Below are 17,724 nucleotides of genomic sequence, written 5' to 3' on the forward strand. Positions count from 1 at the left end.
ATCATTTCAATCGTTTCAATTAGTTAGCCAGCCATTTCCCTCCTTCTACACTTCTGTTATCGCCGATCTATATTGATCCTGTCGCCGATTGAAATCGCCTTGGAGAAACAAAATGAGCGAACGAATTGAAGACATTGCCGTAAAGATGGTTGCTGGTGGCAAGGGCCTCCTGGCGGCGGACGAATCCACCGCCACGATCAAGAAGCGCTTCGACGCCATCTCTCTCGTATCAACGGAAGAGAGCCGCCGCGACTATCGCGAAATGCTCTTCCGCTCCGACGACGCCATGAAGAAGTACATCTCCGGCGTCATCCTCTATGAGGAAACCCTCTTCCAGAAGGCAGCGGACGGCACCCCCTTCGTCGATATCATCAAGGCTGCAGACAGCATTCCCGGTATCAAGGTCGATGTCGGCGCCAAGCCGCTCGCCGCCTTCCCCGGCGAAACCGTCACCGAAGGCCTCGACGGCCTCGCCGACCGCCTGGCGAAATATTATGAAGCCGGCGCCCGCTTCGCCAAGTGGCGCGGCGTGATCGCCGTTTCCGATACGCTGCCGACCTATGGCGCCATCAAGGCCAACGCCCACGCGCTCGCCCGTTATGCCGCTCTTTGCCAGCAGGCCAAGATCGTCCCGATCGTCGAGCCGGAAGTGCTGATGGATGGCGAACCCGGCACGCAGAGCCTCGACCGCAGCGAGGAAGTCACCCGCTGGACGCTGCAGATCGTCTTCCAGGAGCTCGCAGAAGCCCGCATCAAGCTCGAAGGCATGATCCTGAAGCCGAGCATGGTCATCGACGGCAAGAAGGTCCGCAAGGCCTCCGTCGAGCAGGTCGCCGAACGCACTGTTAAGGTACTGAAGGAAACCGTTCCGTCAGCCGTTCCCGGCATCGCCTTCCTCTCCGGCGGCCAGTCGACGGAAGAGGCAACCGCCCATCTCTCCGCGATCAACTCCGGTTACGATCTGCCCTGGCACGTGACCTTCTCCTACGGCCGCGCCCTGCAGGACAGCGCGCTGAAGGCCTGGGGCGGCAAGGCCGAGAACGTCGCAGCCGGCCAGCGCGCCTTTACCCATCGCGCCGAGATGAACTATCTCGCCGCCAAGGGCAGCTGGACGAAGGATCGCGAACAGGCTGCTTGATATCAGCTGGAGCAATTCCGGGGAAAGTGCACTGCAATTTTCCCGGAATTGCGTGGAAACAATGGGATAGAGCAGTTCGATGACGCTGTGAAAAGCTGAACCGCTTGAGTATTCGAATGAACGAAAAACCCCGATCGCGATGCGATCGGGGTTTTTTGCTTTCGAGGAATATCCAGCCGGACGTTCAGAACAGAGCAAGTCACATCTGTCCCAATGACAAGAATAGGCTTGCCGTGATATCGGAAAACAAACCATGTCAAATGGATGTTACGAAAACGCGGCACTGGTTGTCCCACTTGTAATAAACGGGCCAAATAGAGGGGTTGCCATATGCTTGCTTGGCGTAGCTTTGTTGCTGTTCTTGCTGTAGTATTAGTTGCACAAATAAACATTTCTCGCGCCCAGCAATTTCAGTCGGCTGTTCCCGTCTTCTCACCGACCGGGCCAGACGCAGAGGCCTACGGCGAGAAACTCGGCTATCCCGTCGGTCTGCCGCTGAGCGAACAAAAGAACATGATCGGCAACTTCAGTCACGCCGATCAGCTCGCACCAACGCACACGATCGCAGCCGCCGAGCACCCGTTGCCATTACTTCGAGCCCCTTCCGAACTTTCAATCAAGTTCACCTTCGGCACGGAAGTTGCTTCGTTGTCGAAGTATCTGGACACCAATCCCACCACGGGATTGCTGATTGCACACGACGACACGATCCTGTTCGAACATTATCAATACGGCCGCAACGATCACGACCGCTTCGTTTCGCAATCCCTGGCGAAGACGTTGACAGGCATGATGATCGGGATTGCGATTTCCGAGGGCGCCATTCATTCGATCGACGATACGGTTGAAACCTATGTGCCGGAGCTGAAAGGCACGGAGATGGGCGCCACGCCGATCCGCGCATTGCTGCGCATTGCTGCGCATGGCCTCCGGCATTGCCTTCACCGAGAACTTCGGCAACCCCGACGACAATATTCATCTCAGCAATTCACTACTTGGCCCGGAAAAGCTCGACCCCATTACAGCCATATCCCGCTTCAACAAGCGGGTCGCGCCTCCGGATACGGTCTGGCACTACAGCAATCTCGATACCGAAGGACTGAGCCTCGTCCTCACCCACGCCACTCACATGAGCATGGCGGACTATCTGCAGACCCGCATCTGGCAGCCGATGGGTGCGGAAGCCAGCGCGAACTGGCAGGTCGACAAGACAGGCCAGGAAGTCGGCTACTGCTGTTTCAGCGCGACACTTCGCGACTATGCCCGCTTCGGCATGCTGCTCGCCCATGACGGCACCTTGAACGGCCGGCAGATCATACCCCGCCAGTGGCTGCTCGATGCGACGCAGCCGGTCAAGCAGGGCTCGTTCCTCGCAGTCAATCATGAGACGAACCCATGGGGCTACGGCTATCAAACCTGGCTGATGCCCGGCCCGCGCAGAACGTTCTTTCTGGACGGACGAGCCGGCCAGCGCATTCTCGTCGATCCGACAACACATCTGGTTCTCGTTCACACGGCTGTACGTGCGAAGCCCGGCGATACGGGCAGTGCCGAGCTGGTCGAGCTCTGGTCCAGCGTGCTCAAGCAGTTCCAGAGCAATTAAAGCAATCGCCGTGATGGGGCCTTAAAGCTGATACGGAAGCCAGACCTTCAATGGTGACCGCTGGTGAAGTTGTCACCGGCACAAGTTCGCACTTCCAGCACCAGCCGGCCAGCGGCTAAATCCTCACAGATCTACCGAAGCTCTGGGGGCTGCCATGAACACTGTTGCCTATGTTACCGTCGACGTCTTCACATCGGAGCGTTTCGTCGGCAATCCGCTGGCCGTCATCCCCGATGCCCGTGGTCTCAGCAGCGAGGCCATGCAGAAGATCGCAGCCGAGTTCGGTTATTCAGAAACGACCTTCGTGCTGCCGCCCGAAAAGCCCGATCACACTGCGCGCGTTCGCATCTTCACCCCGACGGCTGAGATTCCCTTTGCCGGCCACCCGAATGTAGGCACCGCCTTCGTTCTCGGCCAGCAGCAGGGGATCTTCGGAAAGCCCACAGGTGACAGGCTGACCTTCGAGGAGGATGCCGGCCTGGTGGAGGTGACGCTCTTGCGCACCGATGGCGCCGTTACAAGCACAAGCATACGCGCGCCGGCGAGCCTGACGATCGGCGAAACGATTGCCGATGACTTGATTGCGCGTTGCGTCCAGATCGATCCGCGATCGATCCGTAAAACCACGCATGCCCCGACCTTCGCCTCCGTTGGGCTGCCCTTTGCCTTTGCCGAACTGGACAGTCTCGAGGCGCTTGGAAAGGCAAGGCCGAACGCGGCTGTTTTTGCCGAAGCGGCCGCGCGGCACAAAGAAGACAAGACCGGCTTCTCGCTCTTTCTCTACCTGCGTTCAGCTGAAAATCCGTGGCAAATCCGCGCCCGCATGTTTGCGCCGCTCGACAATGTGACGGAGGACCCGGCGACTGGCAGCGCCTCCGCCGCCCTCGGCGCCTACCTCACCTCACTGCTGCCGGCCCGGGATGCGGACGTGAAGATCACCATCGAGCAGGGCGTGGAGATGGGAAGACGCAGCCTCATCGGCGTCGAGGTCAAGAAAACTGCCGGCACGGTAAATGAAGTCTTGCTGTCCGGCAGCAGCGTCCGCGTCATGCGCGGCGAGGTCCTGCTTTAGGCTGCCACGAGCGGCCCGCCGAAAGCCCGAATCCAGCCCTGCAGCGCCCTAAAATACTTCATTGATGACCAACGCCACTGTCCAGATGGCAAAGGCGAAGATGGCGATCTTCCAGAAATCAGCCCTGCGCTTCAGTCCCGGCAGCCCCAGGGGCTTGATGATGTGCACCGCCATGGCGAGCAGAAGCAGCACCGCTATGGCTTTTGTCACGCTCTTTTTCCCCATTTTCGCAAGAGTGAGAGCCGCCGCGACCAAAAACCGCTGCATAGCTTTCGCGTTCATGCTGTAATCGCCACAGGACGGACATCTTTCCGCGCCAACAGACTGTTTCTACAGGCCGATAGCGGCAATCCGGGACACAATCAATACTGAAAACAGACAGGGCGGGATCCTGTCTTATCGGTTCCTTAAGCGGAGCCGCACGAAGGTGGGGAGCATGAAAAGAAATATTTTGCCCGTACTCGCTCTGCTGTTCGGCACGCTCTTCCTCTTCACGGGAAACGGCCTGCACAGCCTGCTGCTGCCCGTACGCGGCACCGCCGAAGGCTATGCGACCACGACGCTCGGTCTGCTCGGTACGACCTGGGCCACCGGCTTCGTGCTCGGCTGCCTGACTGCGCCGAAGCTGGTAAGGCGCATCGGCCATGTTCGCGCCTTTTCGGGCTTCATCTCCGTTATCGCCATCATCGCGCTGTTGACCGGCATTATCGTCGACCCGATCTGGTGGGTGGCGCTGCGCGCCGTCACCGGCTTCTGCACCGCCGGCACCTCGATGATCATCGAAAGCTGGCTCAATGAGCGCGCCACCAATGAGAGCCGCGGCGCGATCTTCTCGCTCTATATCGGCATCACCCTCATCGGCGCCGTTGCCGGCCAGATGATGGTGCCCTTTGCCGACATCCACACGCCCATCCTCTTCATGATGTGCGGCATCTGCTATTGCGTCGCCATGCTGCCGACGACGCTGTCGACCGCCGCCTCCCCGCAGCCGCTCAAGGCCGTCAGCCTCGACCTGAAGGCGCTCTACCGCAATTCGCCCGTCGCCTCGATCGGCATCCTCCTCGTCGGCATCGCCAACGGCGCCTATGGTACGCTCGGCGCCGTCTTCGGCGCCAATGCCGGCCTTTCCCAAAGCGATATCGCGCTGATGATGAGCTTGACCATCTTTGCGGGCGCCGTCATGCAGCTGCCGGCAGGTCGCCTTTCCGACCGCATCGACCGACGCTATGTGCTGGCGGGCATGGCCGCCGTTGCCGCACTCGACGGCCTGCTGCTCTTTCTGGTGCAGCCCGGCAGTCCCGCCTTCCTCATCGGCATGGTGGTAATCTATGGCTCGGTGGCCAACACCCTCTATCCGATCGCGGTTGCCCATGCCAACGACTTCGCCGCACCGGAAGATTTCGTCAAGGTTTCCGGTGGCCTGCTGCTGCTTTACGGCATCGGCACCATCATCGGCCCGACGCTCGGCGGACCGGTCATGTCCGCCATCGGCCCCTATGCGCTGTTCTTCGTGACGGCCATCGCTCATGTGCTGATCACGGCCTATTCGATCTTCCGCAGCCGCATGCGCGCCGCCAAGCCCGCGGGCGATCGCGACGCCTATACGACCATGCCTTCAGCCAATGCGCAGATGATCACGCCCGAGAGCATGGCGCTCGCGCGGAGCGAGACTTCAAAAAAGGACGATATAACTGTAAATTACGGCACCTGATCCCCCAAAAGGGAAAGGAGGAGCCGAAATGAGCTTATTCGATGATGATCGTCCGCAACAGCCGTCAGCCCATGAAATCGGCAGCGATCTATCGCTGCTATCGGTGGACGAGCTCAAAAACCGCATAGCATTGCTTGAGGGCGAGATCGCCCGGCTGCAAGAGGAAATCGAAACCAAGGCATCCGGACGAAAGGCGGCGGAGAGCCTCTTCCGTTTATGAAGCCCTTGTTCCAGGCGCGTGGCGACAGCATGAAATCCGTACGGCCGAGCCCGGAATCAATACATGCTCAACCGAATGTTAAGCTTTACGACATATTACTATGATCATCCAGATTCGCTCTGGACTCAGACAGTTCCTCCACTTGGCGAATTGGTCTGATTTTTCTCCCTGTTTTACCTTGAGAGCCGCTTTTGCGGCTCTTCTTTTTTCATCTTGTAACACCGCTTCCATCGAAACTGTGGAGATTAACCCTTTCTTAAGAATCGCCTTGCGGATTTCAGTTAAAACCAGCATCCTAAAGTCATAAAAGCGGATGCCGAAAGCTCTTAGGGACTTGACCGGCTTTTCCTGAACAAAAGTGTTGCGTGAAGCAGGGATTTATTCGATGTCGGAACTTGGGTTGAACACGATCAGCTTTGCTGGCCATGCCGCATCGTCGGCGCAGTTCAGGGCACTTTATTCTGAAGGCATGTCGCTGGTCGAGGAAACCGCAGGCTATCTCGACGGCCAGGGCCGCGCCGCCTCCAAGGTTCTGCCGCGCATGGCTTCCGTGCTCTATGCCGCCGAATCCATGCGGCTGACCACCCGCCTCATGCAGATGGCCTCCTGGCTGCTGCTGCAGCGCGCCGTCAACAATGGCGAAATGTCACGCGACCAGGTGCTGGCCGAAAAGAACAAGGTTCGTCTCGACGGCTTCAATGTCGACCGCAGCGCTCCGGGCTGGAACGATCTGCCGGAAGCTTTCCGCGATCTGGTCGAGCGTTCGCTGCGCCTGCAGAACCGCGTCGCCCTGCTCGACCGCGAGATCTATCGCCCGACCGAGACTGCGATGGTTCCCGATAACCAGAACAGCGTCAAAGCACAGCTGACCCTGCTGCAGACTGCCTTCGGCGGCAACTGAGCTACTCGAACTGTCGGTTATGAGTTTGAACCGGTCGCGCCTGGCGCGGCCGGTTTCGTTTTGGCGGCTATTCCACACCCGGAAAAACTGCACGCAAAGTTAAGCCCAGAGTAGAAACCGGGCAAAGGTTGACGGATTCCGCGAAACATCTGTAAAAAGAAGTGCCAGTCTTTCTCATACGAAAGGCTGGCAAGCCGATATCGATGTGCGTGGAGGACCCAATGCGCCGACTCACTTCTCACGAAAATCAAATCCGAAATTCTGAGAAGATGATGGACTATGCGCACATTGAATCTGGGCATTCTCGCCCATGTAGACGCAGGCAAGACTAGCCTCACGGAGCGACTCCTTTTCGACACCGGCATAATCGACAAACTCGGCAGTGTCGATGCCGGCAATACGCAGACCGACAGTCTCGAACTCGAAAAACAACGCGGCATCACCATTGCCGCGGCGGTGGTTTCCTTTGCCATCGGCGATGTGACGGTGAACCTCATCGACACACCAGGCCATCCGGACTTCATCGCCGAGATCGAACGGATCCTACAATTGCTCGATGCGGCCGTGGTCGTCGTTTCGGCGGTGGAGGGCGTGCAGCCGCAGACGCGCGTGCTCGTCCGCGCATTGCGGCGCCTGGGCATCCCCTTCCTGTTCTTCATCAACAAGATCGATCGCCTCGGCGCGCGTTACGATGACGTTCTCAAGGATCTTGCGACCCAGCTGGCGGTTCGCCCGGTTACGATGTCGGATGTCCGCAATGCCGGCGGCAGGCTCGCTGTCGTGGAAGCCGCAGATATTGGAAGCAATCCTCATTTCTCGCACCTATGTGAAGCGCTTACAGTCAACGACGACGCCATGCTGGCCGATTGCGTGCTTCATCCGGAGCGCCTGACGAGACAAAGGCTGAAGCGCGCCCTCGTCGATCAGGTGGCAAAATCTCTGATTCACCCGGCATTTGCCGGTGCGGCGACACGGGGCCTTGGCATCTCCCCCCTGATCTCGGCAATCGAAACCTTGCTTCCGAGCCGGCGTCCGAATCCTGATGGTCCGGTTTCCGGAACGATCTTCAAGATCGAACGCGGATGGGGCGGCGAGAAGCTCGCCTATCTCTATCTGGCATCGGGCACGATCAACCTTCGAGATGACATCGAAACTTCTCGCGGCCCGGCAAAGATCAGCAGCCTTCAGCTTTTCCGGAGCGGCCGAGCGGACAAGGTCACGCAGATCAGCGCGGGGCAGATCGCCAAGGTTGGCGGGCTCGCGAATGCCCGCATCGGCGATTGGATCGGCACCGAGACGTCACTTGGAGGTCTTCGCCACTTTGCGCCGCCTACTTTGGAAACACGCATCCGCCCGATGCGCCCCTCCGAAACCGCGGCGCTCTGGCTCGCCCTTGGTCAACTCGCGGAACAGGATCCGCTCATCAACCTGCGCTCCAACGAGGAAACCGGCGAAATATACGTTTCGCTCTATGGCGAGGTGCAGAAAGAGGTCATCCAGGCGACGCTCTCGAACGAGTTCAGCCTGGACATCGCCTTCGAGGAAAGCACCGTCATCTATGTCGAAAGGCCGGTCGGAACGGGGAGCGCGGTTGAGCATATATTCAGGGAACCCAATCCGTTTCTCGCAACCGTGGGATTGCGCGTCGAGCCACGGCCGGAAGGCACCGGCAACAGCTTTGCCCTGGAAGTGGACGTCGGCCAGATGCCGGCAAGCTTCTACCGGGCCGTCGAGGAAGCCACGTTCGAAACATTGAAAGAAGGACTTTTCGGATGGCAAGTAATCGATTGCCACGTCGCCATCACGGCGGCGCGTCAAAGCTCGCCGGCCACGACGGCGGTGGACTTCCGCAAGCTGACGCCGCTGGTGCTGGCATCGGCGCTTTCGTCCGCGCGCACGATCCTGTGCGAGCCCATCGAGCACTTTCATATCGAGATACCAGCGACGGCGCTGACCGGCGTGCATAGCTTGCTGGCAAAATCCGGGGCATCGGTGAAAAAATCGTTGATCGACGGTGGGCTGGCACGGCTGGAAGGCATCGTGGCATCATCCATGATCCAAGCCATTCAAAGGCAGTTGCCGGGATTGTCGGCCGGAGCGGGTGTCCTGGATCACGCCTTCGATCATTATGCACCGCTATCGGGTCCGCACCGCGTTCGGGAGCGCGCAGCAGCAAACCCGTTCGACCGCGCAGATTACCTGCGGCGCGTGCGATGAGGGTGCGAGGCTCTGTATCAACGCAAAAAAGCCCGGCAAAACCGGGCTCTTTTCAAACGGCACATCGCAGAGCGATTAGATGCCGAGACCGCCGAAGCGCTTGTTGAACTTCGAAACGCGGCCGGCACGGTCCATCATCTGCTGGTTACCGCCGGTCCAAGCCGGATGGGACTTGCTGTCGATTTCGAGGTTCATGACAGCGCCTTCAGAACCCCAGGTCGAGCGGGTTTCATATTCGGTGCCGTCGGTCATGACTACCTTGATCGTGTGGTAGTCGGGATGAATGTTGGCCTTCATAACAATCTTCCTGTCATGCCAGGGTCCATTTGTCGCAAGGCATTGCGGCAACCGAACCGATTGAATAAATGAAGCCGCAGTCCGTTAAAGGCCACGGCTTCCAATTAAGATGGCGTGCCTATACATGAAGGCAGCGGCGATAACAAGGGGCGAAACGTCGAGTCCCTTGCTGATATGGGGATTGGAGACGACTTGTCAGAGACTGGCCCGGCAGAGGAAAAGAAAAACAGTACAATCCGTCCCCTTGGACGACTGGCGCCATACCTTAGGCGATATCGCGGCATGGCGGCCGGAGCGCTTGTTTCGCTCGTCCTTGCAGCCGTCACCTCGCTCGCTCTGCCGGTCGCCGTGCGCCGCATGATCGACCACGGCTTCGATCAGGCCGATCGTGGACTGATCGACAGCTATTTCATTGCGATCCTGGGCATGGCCCTTGTGCTCGCCGCGGCGAGCGCGCTGCGCTATTATTTCGTCATCTCCATCGGAGAGCGCATCGTCTCCGACATGCGCCGCGAGGTCTTCGACCACGTCACGCGACTGTCGCCCTCCTTCTTCGATGTCAACCAGTCGGGCGAGATCGTCTCGCGCCTGACGGCCGATACGACTCAGATCAAGTCCGCGGTCGGCGCTACCGCCTCCGTGGCGCTACGCAACCTCATCCTCTGTCTCGGCGCCGTGATCATGATGATCGTCACCAGCCCGAAGCTCTCCAGCATCGTCCTGATCGCCATCCCGATCATCGTCCTGCCGCTGGTCAGTTTCGGCCGTTCCGTGCGCAAGCGCTCGCGTGCCGCGCAGGAGACGCTGGCGCAGGCATCCGCCTATGCCAACGAGACCATCGCAGCCAACCGCACCATACAGGCCTATAATGGCGAGATCGCCGCCTCGCGGCGCTATGGCAGCGCGGTCGAGGATGCCTATCAGGCGGCACGCGCGGCGATCAGATCCCGTTCGCTGCTGACGGGCTTCGCCATTGCCATGGTTTTCGGCAGCATCGTCGCCGTTCTCTGGGTCGGGGCGCAGAACGTGCTCGCCGGCACGATGTCGGCGGGTACGCTCGGCCAGTTCCTCCTTTATTCCGTCATCGCTGGTTCCTCGCTGGGCTCGCTGTCGGAGGTCTGGGGCGAGCTGTCCCAGGCCGCAGGTGCTGCCGATCGCCTGGGCGAGCTCCTTGCAGAGGTATCGCCGATCGCAGCTCCGGCCAATCCCCTCCCCTTGCCGCAGCCGCCCCAGGGCCGCGTGGATTTTTCCGACGTCCACTTCTCCTACCCGTCGCGACCGAACAGATCGGCGCTGCATGGGCTCTCCTTCTCCGTGAAGCCGGGAGAGACGGTCGCGATCGTCGGCGCGTCCGGAGCCGGCAAGAGCACGATCTTTTCGCTGCTGCTGCGCTTTTATGATCCGCAGAAGGGCGGTGTTGCCATAGATGGCATCGACGCTCGGGATGTTTTGCCGGACGCCTTGCGCGAGCGCATCGCCATCGTGCCGCAAGAGACGACGATCTTTGCAGCCTCCATCCATGACAACATCGCTTTCGGCCGCCCGGATGCCTCTCGCGAGGAAGTGCGCGCCGCCGCCATCGCCGCACAGGCCGACGAATTCGTCTCGCGTCTGGAACAGGGCTACGACACGCAAGTCGGCGAGCGCGGCGTAACGCTTTCAGGCGGCCAGCGGCAACGCATCGCCATCGCCCGCGCCATCCTGAAGAATGCGCCGATCCTGCTACTCGACGAGGCGACGTCCGCCCTTGATGCGGAAAGCGAAACCCTGGTGCAAAAGGCCCTGGAAGGCCTCATGGAAACACGCACCACCCTCGTCATCGCCCACCGCCTGGCAACCGTGCTGAAGGCCGACCGCATTCTGGTGTTGGATCAGGGCCGTATCGTCGAGGAAGGCACGCATCAGAGCCTGATCCGCCACGGCGGCATCTATGCCAAGCTTGCGCGCCTGCAGTTCGATGCGGGCATAGAGCAACACATGCTTGCCACAGAATAGTGTGTACGGTGCTCCATTGCCGAAAATACAACCATATGGAAATAACTTTGAAGTTGAGCTAGATTTTCCGCGTTATCCCGCGCTGATGCGATTCTAGGAGACGTGCACCATGTATAAATTTGAAGTCTACAAGGACAAGGCCGGCGAGTTTCGCTTCCGCTTCAAAGCCTCGAACGGCGAAACCATGTTCGGTTCCGAAGGCTACAAGGCGAAGGCTTCGGCCCTGCATGCCATCGAATCGATCAAGGCGCATGTCGGCGGCGCCGTCATCGACGACCAGACGACCGCAACCGCCTAAGATTTCGCGTCAGCATCCGTTGTAACGCCATTTCGGCCGACTGCCCTTGGGCATGCCGGCCGTTTTGATTTCGGCTATCAATTTCAAAAAAATCTTTCCGCGAGTGTCGAACTCGGTCGGTCTTGCGGCTCATTATATCGAAGCGGCAGGAAGCCGTTTTGCCAGCGGTGTTGTATATTCCGGCATTCAGCTTTCCGGTGTGCGCCGTCCGGCTATCGTCAAAACTGCAAATGGGAGACTTATCTCATGCAATATGCTTTGATCATCCGTGAATCAGCCGAGGATTTTGGGCGTCGCGCCGATCCGACCTACAAGAACGGCTGGATCGCCTACACACAGGCGCTGATCCAGGCCGGCATCATGACCGGAGGCGCGGGATTGACTGCGCCGGAGACGGCAACGGTCATCCGTCGCCAGGGCGAGGATCATGAGGTAAAGGACGGTCCCTTCCCTGACGGCAAGGAACAGCTTGGCGGCTTCTACCTGATCGATGTGCCGGATCTCGATGCTGCGCTGGAATGGGCGCTACGCGTACCGATCTCCCAGCAAGGTTCGGTCGAGATACGGCCGCGATTGCAGATGTAGCCATCATGGCATCGGATGCCCGACGCGCTGCCGAGCAAGCGGCGCGTCAATCCTACGGCAAGCTGGTTGCTTTTCTCGCCGCGCGCTTCCGTGACGTGCCGGCGGCCGAGGATGCTTTGTCCGATGCGATCGCAGCAGCGCTGAGCACCTGGCCGGAACGCGGCATCCCTGACAATCCGGAAGCCTGGCTGCTGGTTGCAGCCAAGCGTAACCTCCTTCGCGGGGTCAGGCACGAGAACGTCAAGGCCGGAGCGCGCGACAGGATCATGATGGCCTTCGAAGAAGCGGAGGAACGCATGAATGCCGACAATTCCACCTTTCCGGACGAGCGCCTGAAGCTCCTCTTCGTCTGCGCCCATCCGGCTTTGGATCGCTCGGCCCACACGCCGCTGATGCTGCAGTCCGTGCTGGCCGTCGATGCCGCAACCATAGCCAAGGCCTTCCTCGTTTCGCCGCAAGCCATGAGCCAGCGGCTGGTGCGGGCAAAAATCAAGATCCGCGACGCACATATTCCCTTTATCGTTCCGGAACGGTCCGTCTTGCCGGACCGATTGGAAAGCGTGCTCTCGGCGATATATGCCGCCTATGGGCTCGGCTGGGATGGGGTCGACGGAGAGATCGGCAAGCAAAGATCCCTCGCGGAGGAGGTCATCTGGCTCGGCCGCACTTTGCTCGCGACACTGCCCCAGGAGCCGGAGGCGGCGGGCTTGTTGTCGCTGATGCTCTACAGCCAATCCCGACGTGAAGCGCGGCGCGACGCGAATGGACGATATATCCCTCTCGATCAACAGGACATGGCCCTTTGGGATGCCGAAATGATTCTGGAAGCCGACGATCTCTTGCGAAAGGCCGGCGTGTTCGGGCGTTTCGGTCCGTTCCAGTGCCAGGCTGCGATCCAGTCCGTGCATGCCGACCGGCGACGCTCCGGCGCGACCGACTGGGCCGCTCTGGCCAAGCTCTATGAAGCGCTCGTGATCATGACGCCGACGGCTGGCGCGCGCGTCAGCCACGCGGCCGTTACCGGCAAAGTGGAAGGTCCGGCAGCGGGCTTGGCTCTGCTTGACCGGATAGCCGAGCGCGACATTGTCAACTATCAGCCCTATTGGGCCGTGCGCGCCCACCTGCTGACCGAGGCCGAAGATACGGAAAGCGCCTCCCACGCGTATCGCACCGCGATCGGCCTCAGTGACAGCGAAGCCGTGCGGCAGTTCCTGCAGGCACGCCTCGATAAGATCGCGTCGCCCCAGCAATGACCAATTATTTTTCGGTCAGCTTCAGTTCGATACGGCGGTTGGTGGCGCGAGCATCCGGCGTATCGCCCGGTGCGATCGGTTGGAATTCGCCGAAACCGGCCGCAACAAGCCTGTCAGCGGGGACGCCCTGCGAGATCAGGAACTTGACGACAGCGATGGCGCGCGCCGACGACAGAGCCCAGTTGTCCGGATAGCGGCCACTGCCCGAAAGCGGCACATTGTCGGTATGGCCATCGACACGCAGCACCCAATTGATCTCGGGCGGAATTTCCTTGGAAAGGTCGATGAGAGCTGCCGCAAGCTTGGTCATTTCCGTCTGACCGGCCGGATTGAGATCGGCCGAGCCCGATGGGAACAGCACTTCCGACTGGAACACGAAACGGTCGCCGACGATGCGGATGTTATCGCGGTCGGAGAGGATTTCGCGCAGGCGGCCGAAGAAATCCGAACGGTAGCGGTTCAGCTCCTGTACGCGCTGCGCCAGCGCCACATTCAGCCGCCGGCCAAGATCGGCGATCTTCACCTGCGACGACTGATCCTTGGTCTCGGAAGCCTGGAGTGCGGCTTCTACGGCCGCGATCTGGCTGCGCAGTGCGGCAATCTGCTGATTGAGGAGATCGACCTGGGTGAGAGCCCGCGCACTCACCTGCTTCTGCTCGTCGAGCTGCTGCGTCAGCGTACCGGCCCGCTGTTCGGCGGCCTGGCTGCTGCCGGAACCCGCGGCAAGCAGAGACTGCAGACGCGAGCGTTCGCTTTCCGCCGATGACAGCGACGCCTGGAGGTTGGCAACTGTATCCTCCAGATCCTGCTTGCCGTTCTTTTCGAGTGCCAACTGCTCCACAAGATCGTTGATGCGGCTGTTGAGGCGGTTGAGGACCTCGTCACGCCCGGAAATTTCGCGACTGAGGATGAATTGGCCGACGACGAACACCGTCAGCAGGAACATGATGGCCATCAGCAGCGTGGAGAGCGCGTCGACAAAGCCTGGCCAATAGTCGACGCTTCTCTGGTGGCGTCGGTTGCGGGCGAGCGCCATGGCTTACTTGCTCCCGGTCTTCTCGGTGTGGCCGATGCGGTCGGCGAGCCTATCGAGCGTGCGGCGCATCGATTTCGCCTCTTCCTGCTGCGCCTCGATCCAGTCACGCAGCATCTGCTGTTCGTTGCGCATGTTCTTGACCAGGCCCTGAATACCTTCGGCAAGATTGGCCATGGCGGTCACCGAGCGCTGGCCGCCGCCCTCCTCGGCAATCTTGCGCAGATAATCCGACAGCGCCCGCACGTCCTCCGAAGAGGCGCCGGCCGCGCCTTCGATGACCGGGGCGATATCGGAGCCGACATCGGTGACCGACGACAGCCAGTTTTCGAGCTCCGTGTAGAAGCGGTTCTGCGCACGGCCGGCCTGCAGGTCGAGGAAGCCGAGGATCAGCGAGCCGGAAAGGCCGAGCAGCGACGACGAGAAGGCCGTGCCCATGCCTACCAGCGGGCCGGAAAGCCCGGTCTTCAGGGCGCTCAGAATATCGCCGGTGTCGCCGGTGCCGGCATCGAGGCCCTGGATGACGTCGTTGATCGAACCGATGGTGCCGATCAGACCCCAGAAGGTGCCGAGCAGACCCAGAAAGACCAAGAGGCCGATGAGATAGCGCGACGTATCGCGCGATTCGTCGAGGCGCGTGGCGATCGAATCGAGAATGGAGCGCAGCGTCGCGGTGGAGAGCTGCATCGCGCGGCGGTTGCCGAGCAGCGCCCGCATCGGCGCGAGCAGCCGTGGATTGCGGCCGACCTTGTCCGCATTGCCGACGGCACGGAAATGGTTGAACCAGCGAACCTCCGGCCTCAGCATCAGCACGTGATTGAAGACCAGCAGGATGCCGACGGCCAGAACGCCGAGGATCAGGCCGTTGAGCCCGGGATTGTGCAGGAAGGCGACCTGGGCCTGACGGAAAAGAATGGCCACGATGAAGCCGACGATGACCAGAAAAAGAACCATCGTCCAGAAGAAGGCCATCGGGCTTGAGAGCTTGTAGGTGTAATTGCCCGATACGTTGTCGGTCGATCCGAGATCCGACAGATTCACATTTTCCATCACACGCTCCGCCACCGTATCTTCCGCAGGCGGAGACTAGAGCAACATTGTGCCGAATTGAAGAGACGGAAAGCACAAAACAGCCCGTTGGCAACAGACTGTTTTGTCATTCGAAAAAGCGAATGGGGGAATGGCTTACTTCGTCGGGATCGGACGCTTAACCACTTCGGCGAGCGCCTTCTGGATGTGCTCATTGCCGCAGATGATCGAACTCGTGCCGAGCATGTCGTTACCGCCGTGGAAATCCGAGACGAAACCGCCGGCTTCGCGGATCAGCAGAATGCCGGCCGCGATATCCCAGGGTGAAAGACCGGTTTCCCAGAAACCGTCGAAACGACCGGCCGCCACATAGGCGAGATCGAGCGATGCGGAGCCGAGGCGGCGCACACCGGCGACTTCGCCCATGACATGGCGCAGCTCCACCAGGAACTTGCCGTGATTGCCGCGGCCGAGATGCGGAACGCCGCAGCCGATGACGCTGTCCGACAGCACGCGGCGCGAAGCGACACGCAGACGACGGTCATTGAGGAATGCGCCGCCGCCGCGTTCGGTTGTATAGAGTTCATCGGTCGCCGGATTGAAGATGACGCCGGCAACGATCTCGTCATTGCGCTCAAGCGCGATCGAAACGGCGAACATCGGAATACCGTGCAGGAAGTTGGTGGTGCCGTCGAGCGGATCGACGATCCAGCGATGAGCGCCGTCCGTGCCCTTGACCTCTTCGCTTTCCTCGCCGAGGAAACCGTAGGTGGGGCGTGCCTTCATCAGCTCGTCGCGGATGATCTTCTGCGCCTTCAGATCCGCCTGGCTGACGAAATCGCCCGGTCCCTTCACCGAAACCTGCAGGTTCTGCACTTCACCGAAATCGCGGCTGAGCGACTTGCCTGCCTTGAGGGCAGCCTGAACCATGACATTGAGAAGAGCAGAACGGGCCATCGGGTTTCCTTGGATAATGCAGAAAGCGCTGACCGGGCGGCCCGAAAGCAGGCCCCGACGGAGCGGGAGCGTCAGCGGAAATAAAGATTGGCGGCCTCAAGACCATAAAATCGGGAGAATTTCAAGTGGCGAGGCTATGGCACGCGCAAACTGACATCACATCAGGCCCGTCACGCTGGTTTCACCTCCGGCTGCTACCGCGCGCGACGATACTTGTTCGCGGCATCGATGGCCGCCTTCTGCTGATAGTCCTCGATGCCCTGATAGAAATCCTCGAGCTCTGCATCCTTCAGACCGGCGCGGCGGGAAATGACATACCAGGTGGCCGCAGCCACGGGATCCTGCTTCGTGCCGATGGCATTGATGTAAAGATGCGCGAGTTTGTTTTGGGCGACGACGTTGCCGCGATAGGCGGCGACCCGCATCCAATTGAAGCCGTTTTCGAGATCCTGTTTGCCGCCGATGCCGTTGATCAACCAGAGGCCCATGTCGAGCTGCGCGGTGTCGAAGCCTGAATTGGCGGCGCGAGACAGCCACTCCCGCGCGCGGGCCTTTTTCTCGGGCGGCAGGTCGGGAAGGTTGAGATAGAGCTGCGAGACGGCATATTGCGCGTCGGCAATGCCCTGCTCGGCGGATTTCTCATAATAGGGAAGCGCCATTTGCAGGCCCTTCGCGCCGGGATTTTCAGCCGTCAGCATCTGCGCCACGTTGAACTCGGCCGAAGGCTGCCCGGCTTCGGCAGCCTTCTTCATCCATTCATCCGCTTTTTTCTGATCGCGGGGCACATCGCGGCCTTCCATCAGGATCAGCGCGTATTTGAACATGGAGGTGGCATCGCCGCCTTCGGCGGCCTTGCTGTACCAGAAAGCGGCGTCCTTGGTGTCGCGCTTGACACCCAATCCCTGCGACATCAGCTCGGCAATGAGGGTCTGCGCGGCCGGATCGCCGAGCTGCGCCCGCGGCAGAGCCCGCTGGAAGGCGGTCAGATAGTAGCCGCGCTGGAAGGCGCCATAGGCGTCGTCGACCTTGCCCTTGAAGGGTTTTTCCGGCGGCAGGGCAGGCAGATTGGCACCCATGCGCTCGAACACCCCGACGCCTTCCGAGGGCTTCATGTCGCCCTCGGCCTTCGGCTCGCTGCCCGGCTGGATCTTCTCGGTCTTGAAGGTGCCGGCATCGGCACCCAGCGGCCGCGTCACGACGCTTTCGTTGGCTGCCGGTGCATCCGGCACAGAGGAAGCGTCATCGGCCTGAACCTTGTCATCAGGCCGCGCGCCTTTCTCTGCCGGCGCCTTGACGCCCGGCAACGACGTGGCGCCACTATCCGATTGCGCTGCAGCCAGCAGTGGAAATATCGTCAGCCCGGCCGTGAGCGCGACAAGAAAAGGTCTATGGCGGAATCGAGGCTTTGACGACAT

General features: G+C 60.4%; 17 protein-coding genes and 1 pseudogene. 12 read left to right on the forward strand and 6 right to left on the reverse strand.

Annotated elements, in window-relative coordinates; translation table 11 throughout:
- The first annotated feature begins 112 nt into the window (after window positions 1-112).
- From PH552_RS24435 to PH552_RS24450, 4 genes and pseudogenes are all read left to right on the forward strand, one after another.
- Entirely contained in the window at window positions 113-1,138 is a 1,026-nt protein-coding gene (locus PH552_RS24435) for a class I fructose-bisphosphate aldolase (RefSeq protein ID WP_112343376.1), read from the forward strand.
- 513 nt (window positions 1,139-1,651) lie between these two features.
- Window positions 1,652-1,960 (forward strand): annotated as a pseudogene (locus tag PH552_RS24440) (serine hydrolase domain-containing protein); the annotation flags it as partial.
- Between the two features lie 100 nt (window positions 1,961-2,060).
- A complete protein-coding gene (locus PH552_RS24445) occupies window positions 2,061-2,741 on the forward strand; it encodes a serine hydrolase domain-containing protein (RefSeq protein WP_285166327.1) in 681 nt (226 codons plus the stop codon).
- A 154-nt stretch (window positions 2,742-2,895) separates the two neighbouring features.
- Window positions 2,896-3,813, forward strand: coding sequence for a PhzF family phenazine biosynthesis protein (locus tag PH552_RS24450; RefSeq protein ID WP_113250486.1), 918 nt, complete (start codon window positions 2,896-2,898; stop codon window positions 3,811-3,813).
- Between the two features lie 48 nt (window positions 3,814-3,861).
- On the opposite strand, the gene PH552_RS24455 is transcribed toward PH552_RS24450, so the two are convergent.
- Window positions 3,862-4,095 carry a hypothetical protein gene (locus PH552_RS24455; RefSeq protein WP_112343373.1) on the reverse strand — a complete coding sequence of 78 codons (234 nt, stop codon included), beginning with the start codon at window positions 4,093-4,095 and terminating at the stop codon, window positions 3,862-3,864.
- A gap of 154 nt (window positions 4,096-4,249) precedes the next feature.
- Between PH552_RS24455 and PH552_RS24460 the strand changes: the two genes are divergently transcribed.
- From PH552_RS24460 to PH552_RS24475, 4 genes are all read left to right on the forward strand, one after another.
- Entirely contained in the window at window positions 4,250-5,524 is a 1,275-nt protein-coding gene (locus tag PH552_RS24460) for an MFS transporter (RefSeq protein WP_112343372.1), read from the forward strand.
- Between the two features lie 28 nt (window positions 5,525-5,552).
- Entirely contained in the window at window positions 5,553-5,744 is a 192-nt protein-coding gene (locus tag PH552_RS24465) for a DUF1192 domain-containing protein (protein WP_285166328.1), read from the forward strand.
- A 385-nt stretch (window positions 5,745-6,129) separates the two neighbouring features.
- Window positions 6,130-6,645: a protease adaptor protein RcdA gene (gene rcdA, locus PH552_RS24470; protein WP_112343370.1), complete on the forward strand. Its 516-nt coding sequence runs from the start codon at window positions 6,130-6,132 to the stop codon at window positions 6,643-6,645.
- A 279-nt stretch (window positions 6,646-6,924) separates the two neighbouring features.
- Window positions 6,925-8,862 (forward strand): elongation factor G, encoded by a 1,938-nt coding sequence (locus PH552_RS24475; RefSeq protein WP_145644513.1) that lies wholly within the window; start codon window positions 6,925-6,927, stop codon window positions 8,860-8,862.
- Window positions 8,863-8,937: 75 nt separating this feature from the next.
- Here PH552_RS24475 and rpmE read toward each other — a convergent pair whose 3' ends face one another.
- Window positions 8,938-9,159, reverse strand: coding sequence for a 50S ribosomal protein L31 (gene rpmE, locus PH552_RS24480; RefSeq protein WP_034503571.1), 222 nt, complete (start codon window positions 9,157-9,159; stop codon window positions 8,938-8,940).
- Between the two features lie 174 nt (window positions 9,160-9,333).
- Here rpmE and PH552_RS24485 point away from each other — a divergent pair, with 174 nt between their 5' ends.
- From PH552_RS24485 to PH552_RS24500, 4 genes are all read left to right on the forward strand, one after another.
- Window positions 9,334-11,154, forward strand: a complete 1,821-nt coding sequence (locus tag PH552_RS24485; protein WP_145644512.1) for an ABC transporter transmembrane domain-containing protein — start codon at window positions 9,334-9,336, stop codon at window positions 11,152-11,154.
- Between the two features lie 109 nt (window positions 11,155-11,263).
- Entirely contained in the window at window positions 11,264-11,452 is a 189-nt protein-coding gene (locus tag PH552_RS24490; protein WP_015341032.1) for a YegP family protein, read from the forward strand.
- Between the two features lie 246 nt (window positions 11,453-11,698).
- Window positions 11,699-12,037, forward strand: coding sequence for a YciI family protein (locus PH552_RS24495; protein WP_145644511.1), 339 nt, complete (start codon window positions 11,699-11,701; stop codon window positions 12,035-12,037).
- Window positions 12,038-12,042: 5 nt separating this feature from the next.
- Complete coding sequence (locus PH552_RS24500) at window positions 12,043-13,290, forward strand: RNA polymerase sigma factor (protein ID WP_169645315.1); 1,248 nt, start codon at window positions 12,043-12,045, stop codon at window positions 13,288-13,290.
- 4 nt (window positions 13,291-13,294) lie between these two features.
- On the opposite strand, the gene PH552_RS24505 is transcribed toward PH552_RS24500, so the two are convergent.
- From PH552_RS24505 to PH552_RS24520, 4 genes are all read right to left on the reverse strand, one after another.
- Window positions 13,295-14,326, reverse strand: coding sequence for a peptidoglycan -binding protein (locus PH552_RS24505; RefSeq protein ID WP_112343364.1), 1,032 nt, complete (start codon window positions 14,324-14,326; stop codon window positions 13,295-13,297).
- Window positions 14,327-14,329: 3 nt separating this feature from the next.
- Window positions 14,330-15,373, reverse strand: a complete 1,044-nt coding sequence (locus PH552_RS24510; RefSeq protein WP_169645314.1) for a MotA/TolQ/ExbB proton channel family protein — start codon at window positions 15,371-15,373, stop codon at window positions 14,330-14,332.
- Window positions 15,374-15,508: 135 nt separating this feature from the next.
- Window positions 15,509-16,309, reverse strand: coding sequence for an inositol monophosphatase family protein (locus PH552_RS24515; RefSeq protein ID WP_113249974.1), 801 nt, complete (start codon window positions 16,307-16,309; stop codon window positions 15,509-15,511).
- A gap of 194 nt (window positions 16,310-16,503) precedes the next feature.
- Window positions 16,504-17,724, reverse strand: coding sequence for a tetratricopeptide repeat protein (locus PH552_RS24520; RefSeq protein WP_169645313.1), 1,221 nt, complete (start codon window positions 17,722-17,724; stop codon window positions 16,504-16,506).

The sequence above is a fragment of the Rhizobium aureum genome, from assembly GCF_030182495.1.
Taxonomy (GTDB): domain Bacteria; phylum Pseudomonadota; class Alphaproteobacteria; order Rhizobiales; family Rhizobiaceae; genus Rhizobium; species Rhizobium tropici_C.

Coding starts and splice junctions, on each gene's coding strand:
- PH552_RS24475 (WP_145644513.1), top strand. CDS start 6,925: ATGCGCACATTGAATCTGGGCATTCTCGCCCATGTAGACGCAGGCAAG.
- PH552_RS24490 (WP_015341032.1), top strand. CDS start 11,264: ATGTATAAATTTGAAGTCTACAAGGACAAGGCCGGCGAGTTTCGCTTC.
- PH552_RS24500 (WP_169645315.1), top strand. CDS start 12,043: ATGGCATCGGATGCCCGACGCGCTGCCGAGCAAGCGGCGCGTCAATCC.
- PH552_RS24445 (WP_285166327.1), top strand. CDS start 2,061: ATGGCCTCCGGCATTGCCTTCACCGAGAACTTCGGCAACCCCGACGAC.
- PH552_RS24450 (WP_113250486.1), top strand. CDS start 2,896: ATGAACACTGTTGCCTATGTTACCGTCGACGTCTTCACATCGGAGCGT.
- PH552_RS24465 (WP_285166328.1), top strand. CDS start 5,553: ATGAGCTTATTCGATGATGATCGTCCGCAACAGCCGTCAGCCCATGAA.
- PH552_RS24455 (WP_112343373.1), bottom strand. CDS start 4,095: ATGAACGCGAAAGCTATGCAGCGGTTTTTGGTCGCGGCGGCTCTCACT.
- PH552_RS24510 (WP_169645314.1), bottom strand. CDS start 15,373: ATGGAAAATGTGAATCTGTCGGATCTCGGATCGACCGACAACGTATCG.
- PH552_RS24505 (WP_112343364.1), bottom strand. CDS start 14,326: ATGGCGCTCGCCCGCAACCGACGCCACCAGAGAAGCGTCGACTATTGG.
- PH552_RS24460 (WP_112343372.1), top strand. CDS start 4,250: ATGAAAAGAAATATTTTGCCCGTACTCGCTCTGCTGTTCGGCACGCTC.
- PH552_RS24485 (WP_145644512.1), top strand. CDS start 9,334: ATGGGGATTGGAGACGACTTGTCAGAGACTGGCCCGGCAGAGGAAAAG.
- PH552_RS24515 (WP_113249974.1), bottom strand. CDS start 16,309: ATGGCCCGTTCTGCTCTTCTCAATGTCATGGTTCAGGCTGCCCTCAAG.
- rpmE (WP_034503571.1), bottom strand. CDS start 9,159: ATGAAGGCCAACATTCATCCCGACTACCACACGATCAAGGTAGTCATG.
- PH552_RS24495 (WP_145644511.1), top strand. CDS start 11,699: ATGCAATATGCTTTGATCATCCGTGAATCAGCCGAGGATTTTGGGCGT.
- rcdA (WP_112343370.1), top strand. CDS start 6,130: ATGTCGGAACTTGGGTTGAACACGATCAGCTTTGCTGGCCATGCCGCA.
- PH552_RS24520 (WP_169645313.1), bottom strand. CDS start 17,724: ATGTCGTCAAAGCCTCGATTCCGCCATAGACCTTTTCTTGTCGCGCTC.
- PH552_RS24435 (WP_112343376.1), top strand. CDS start 113: ATGAGCGAACGAATTGAAGACATTGCCGTAAAGATGGTTGCTGGTGGC.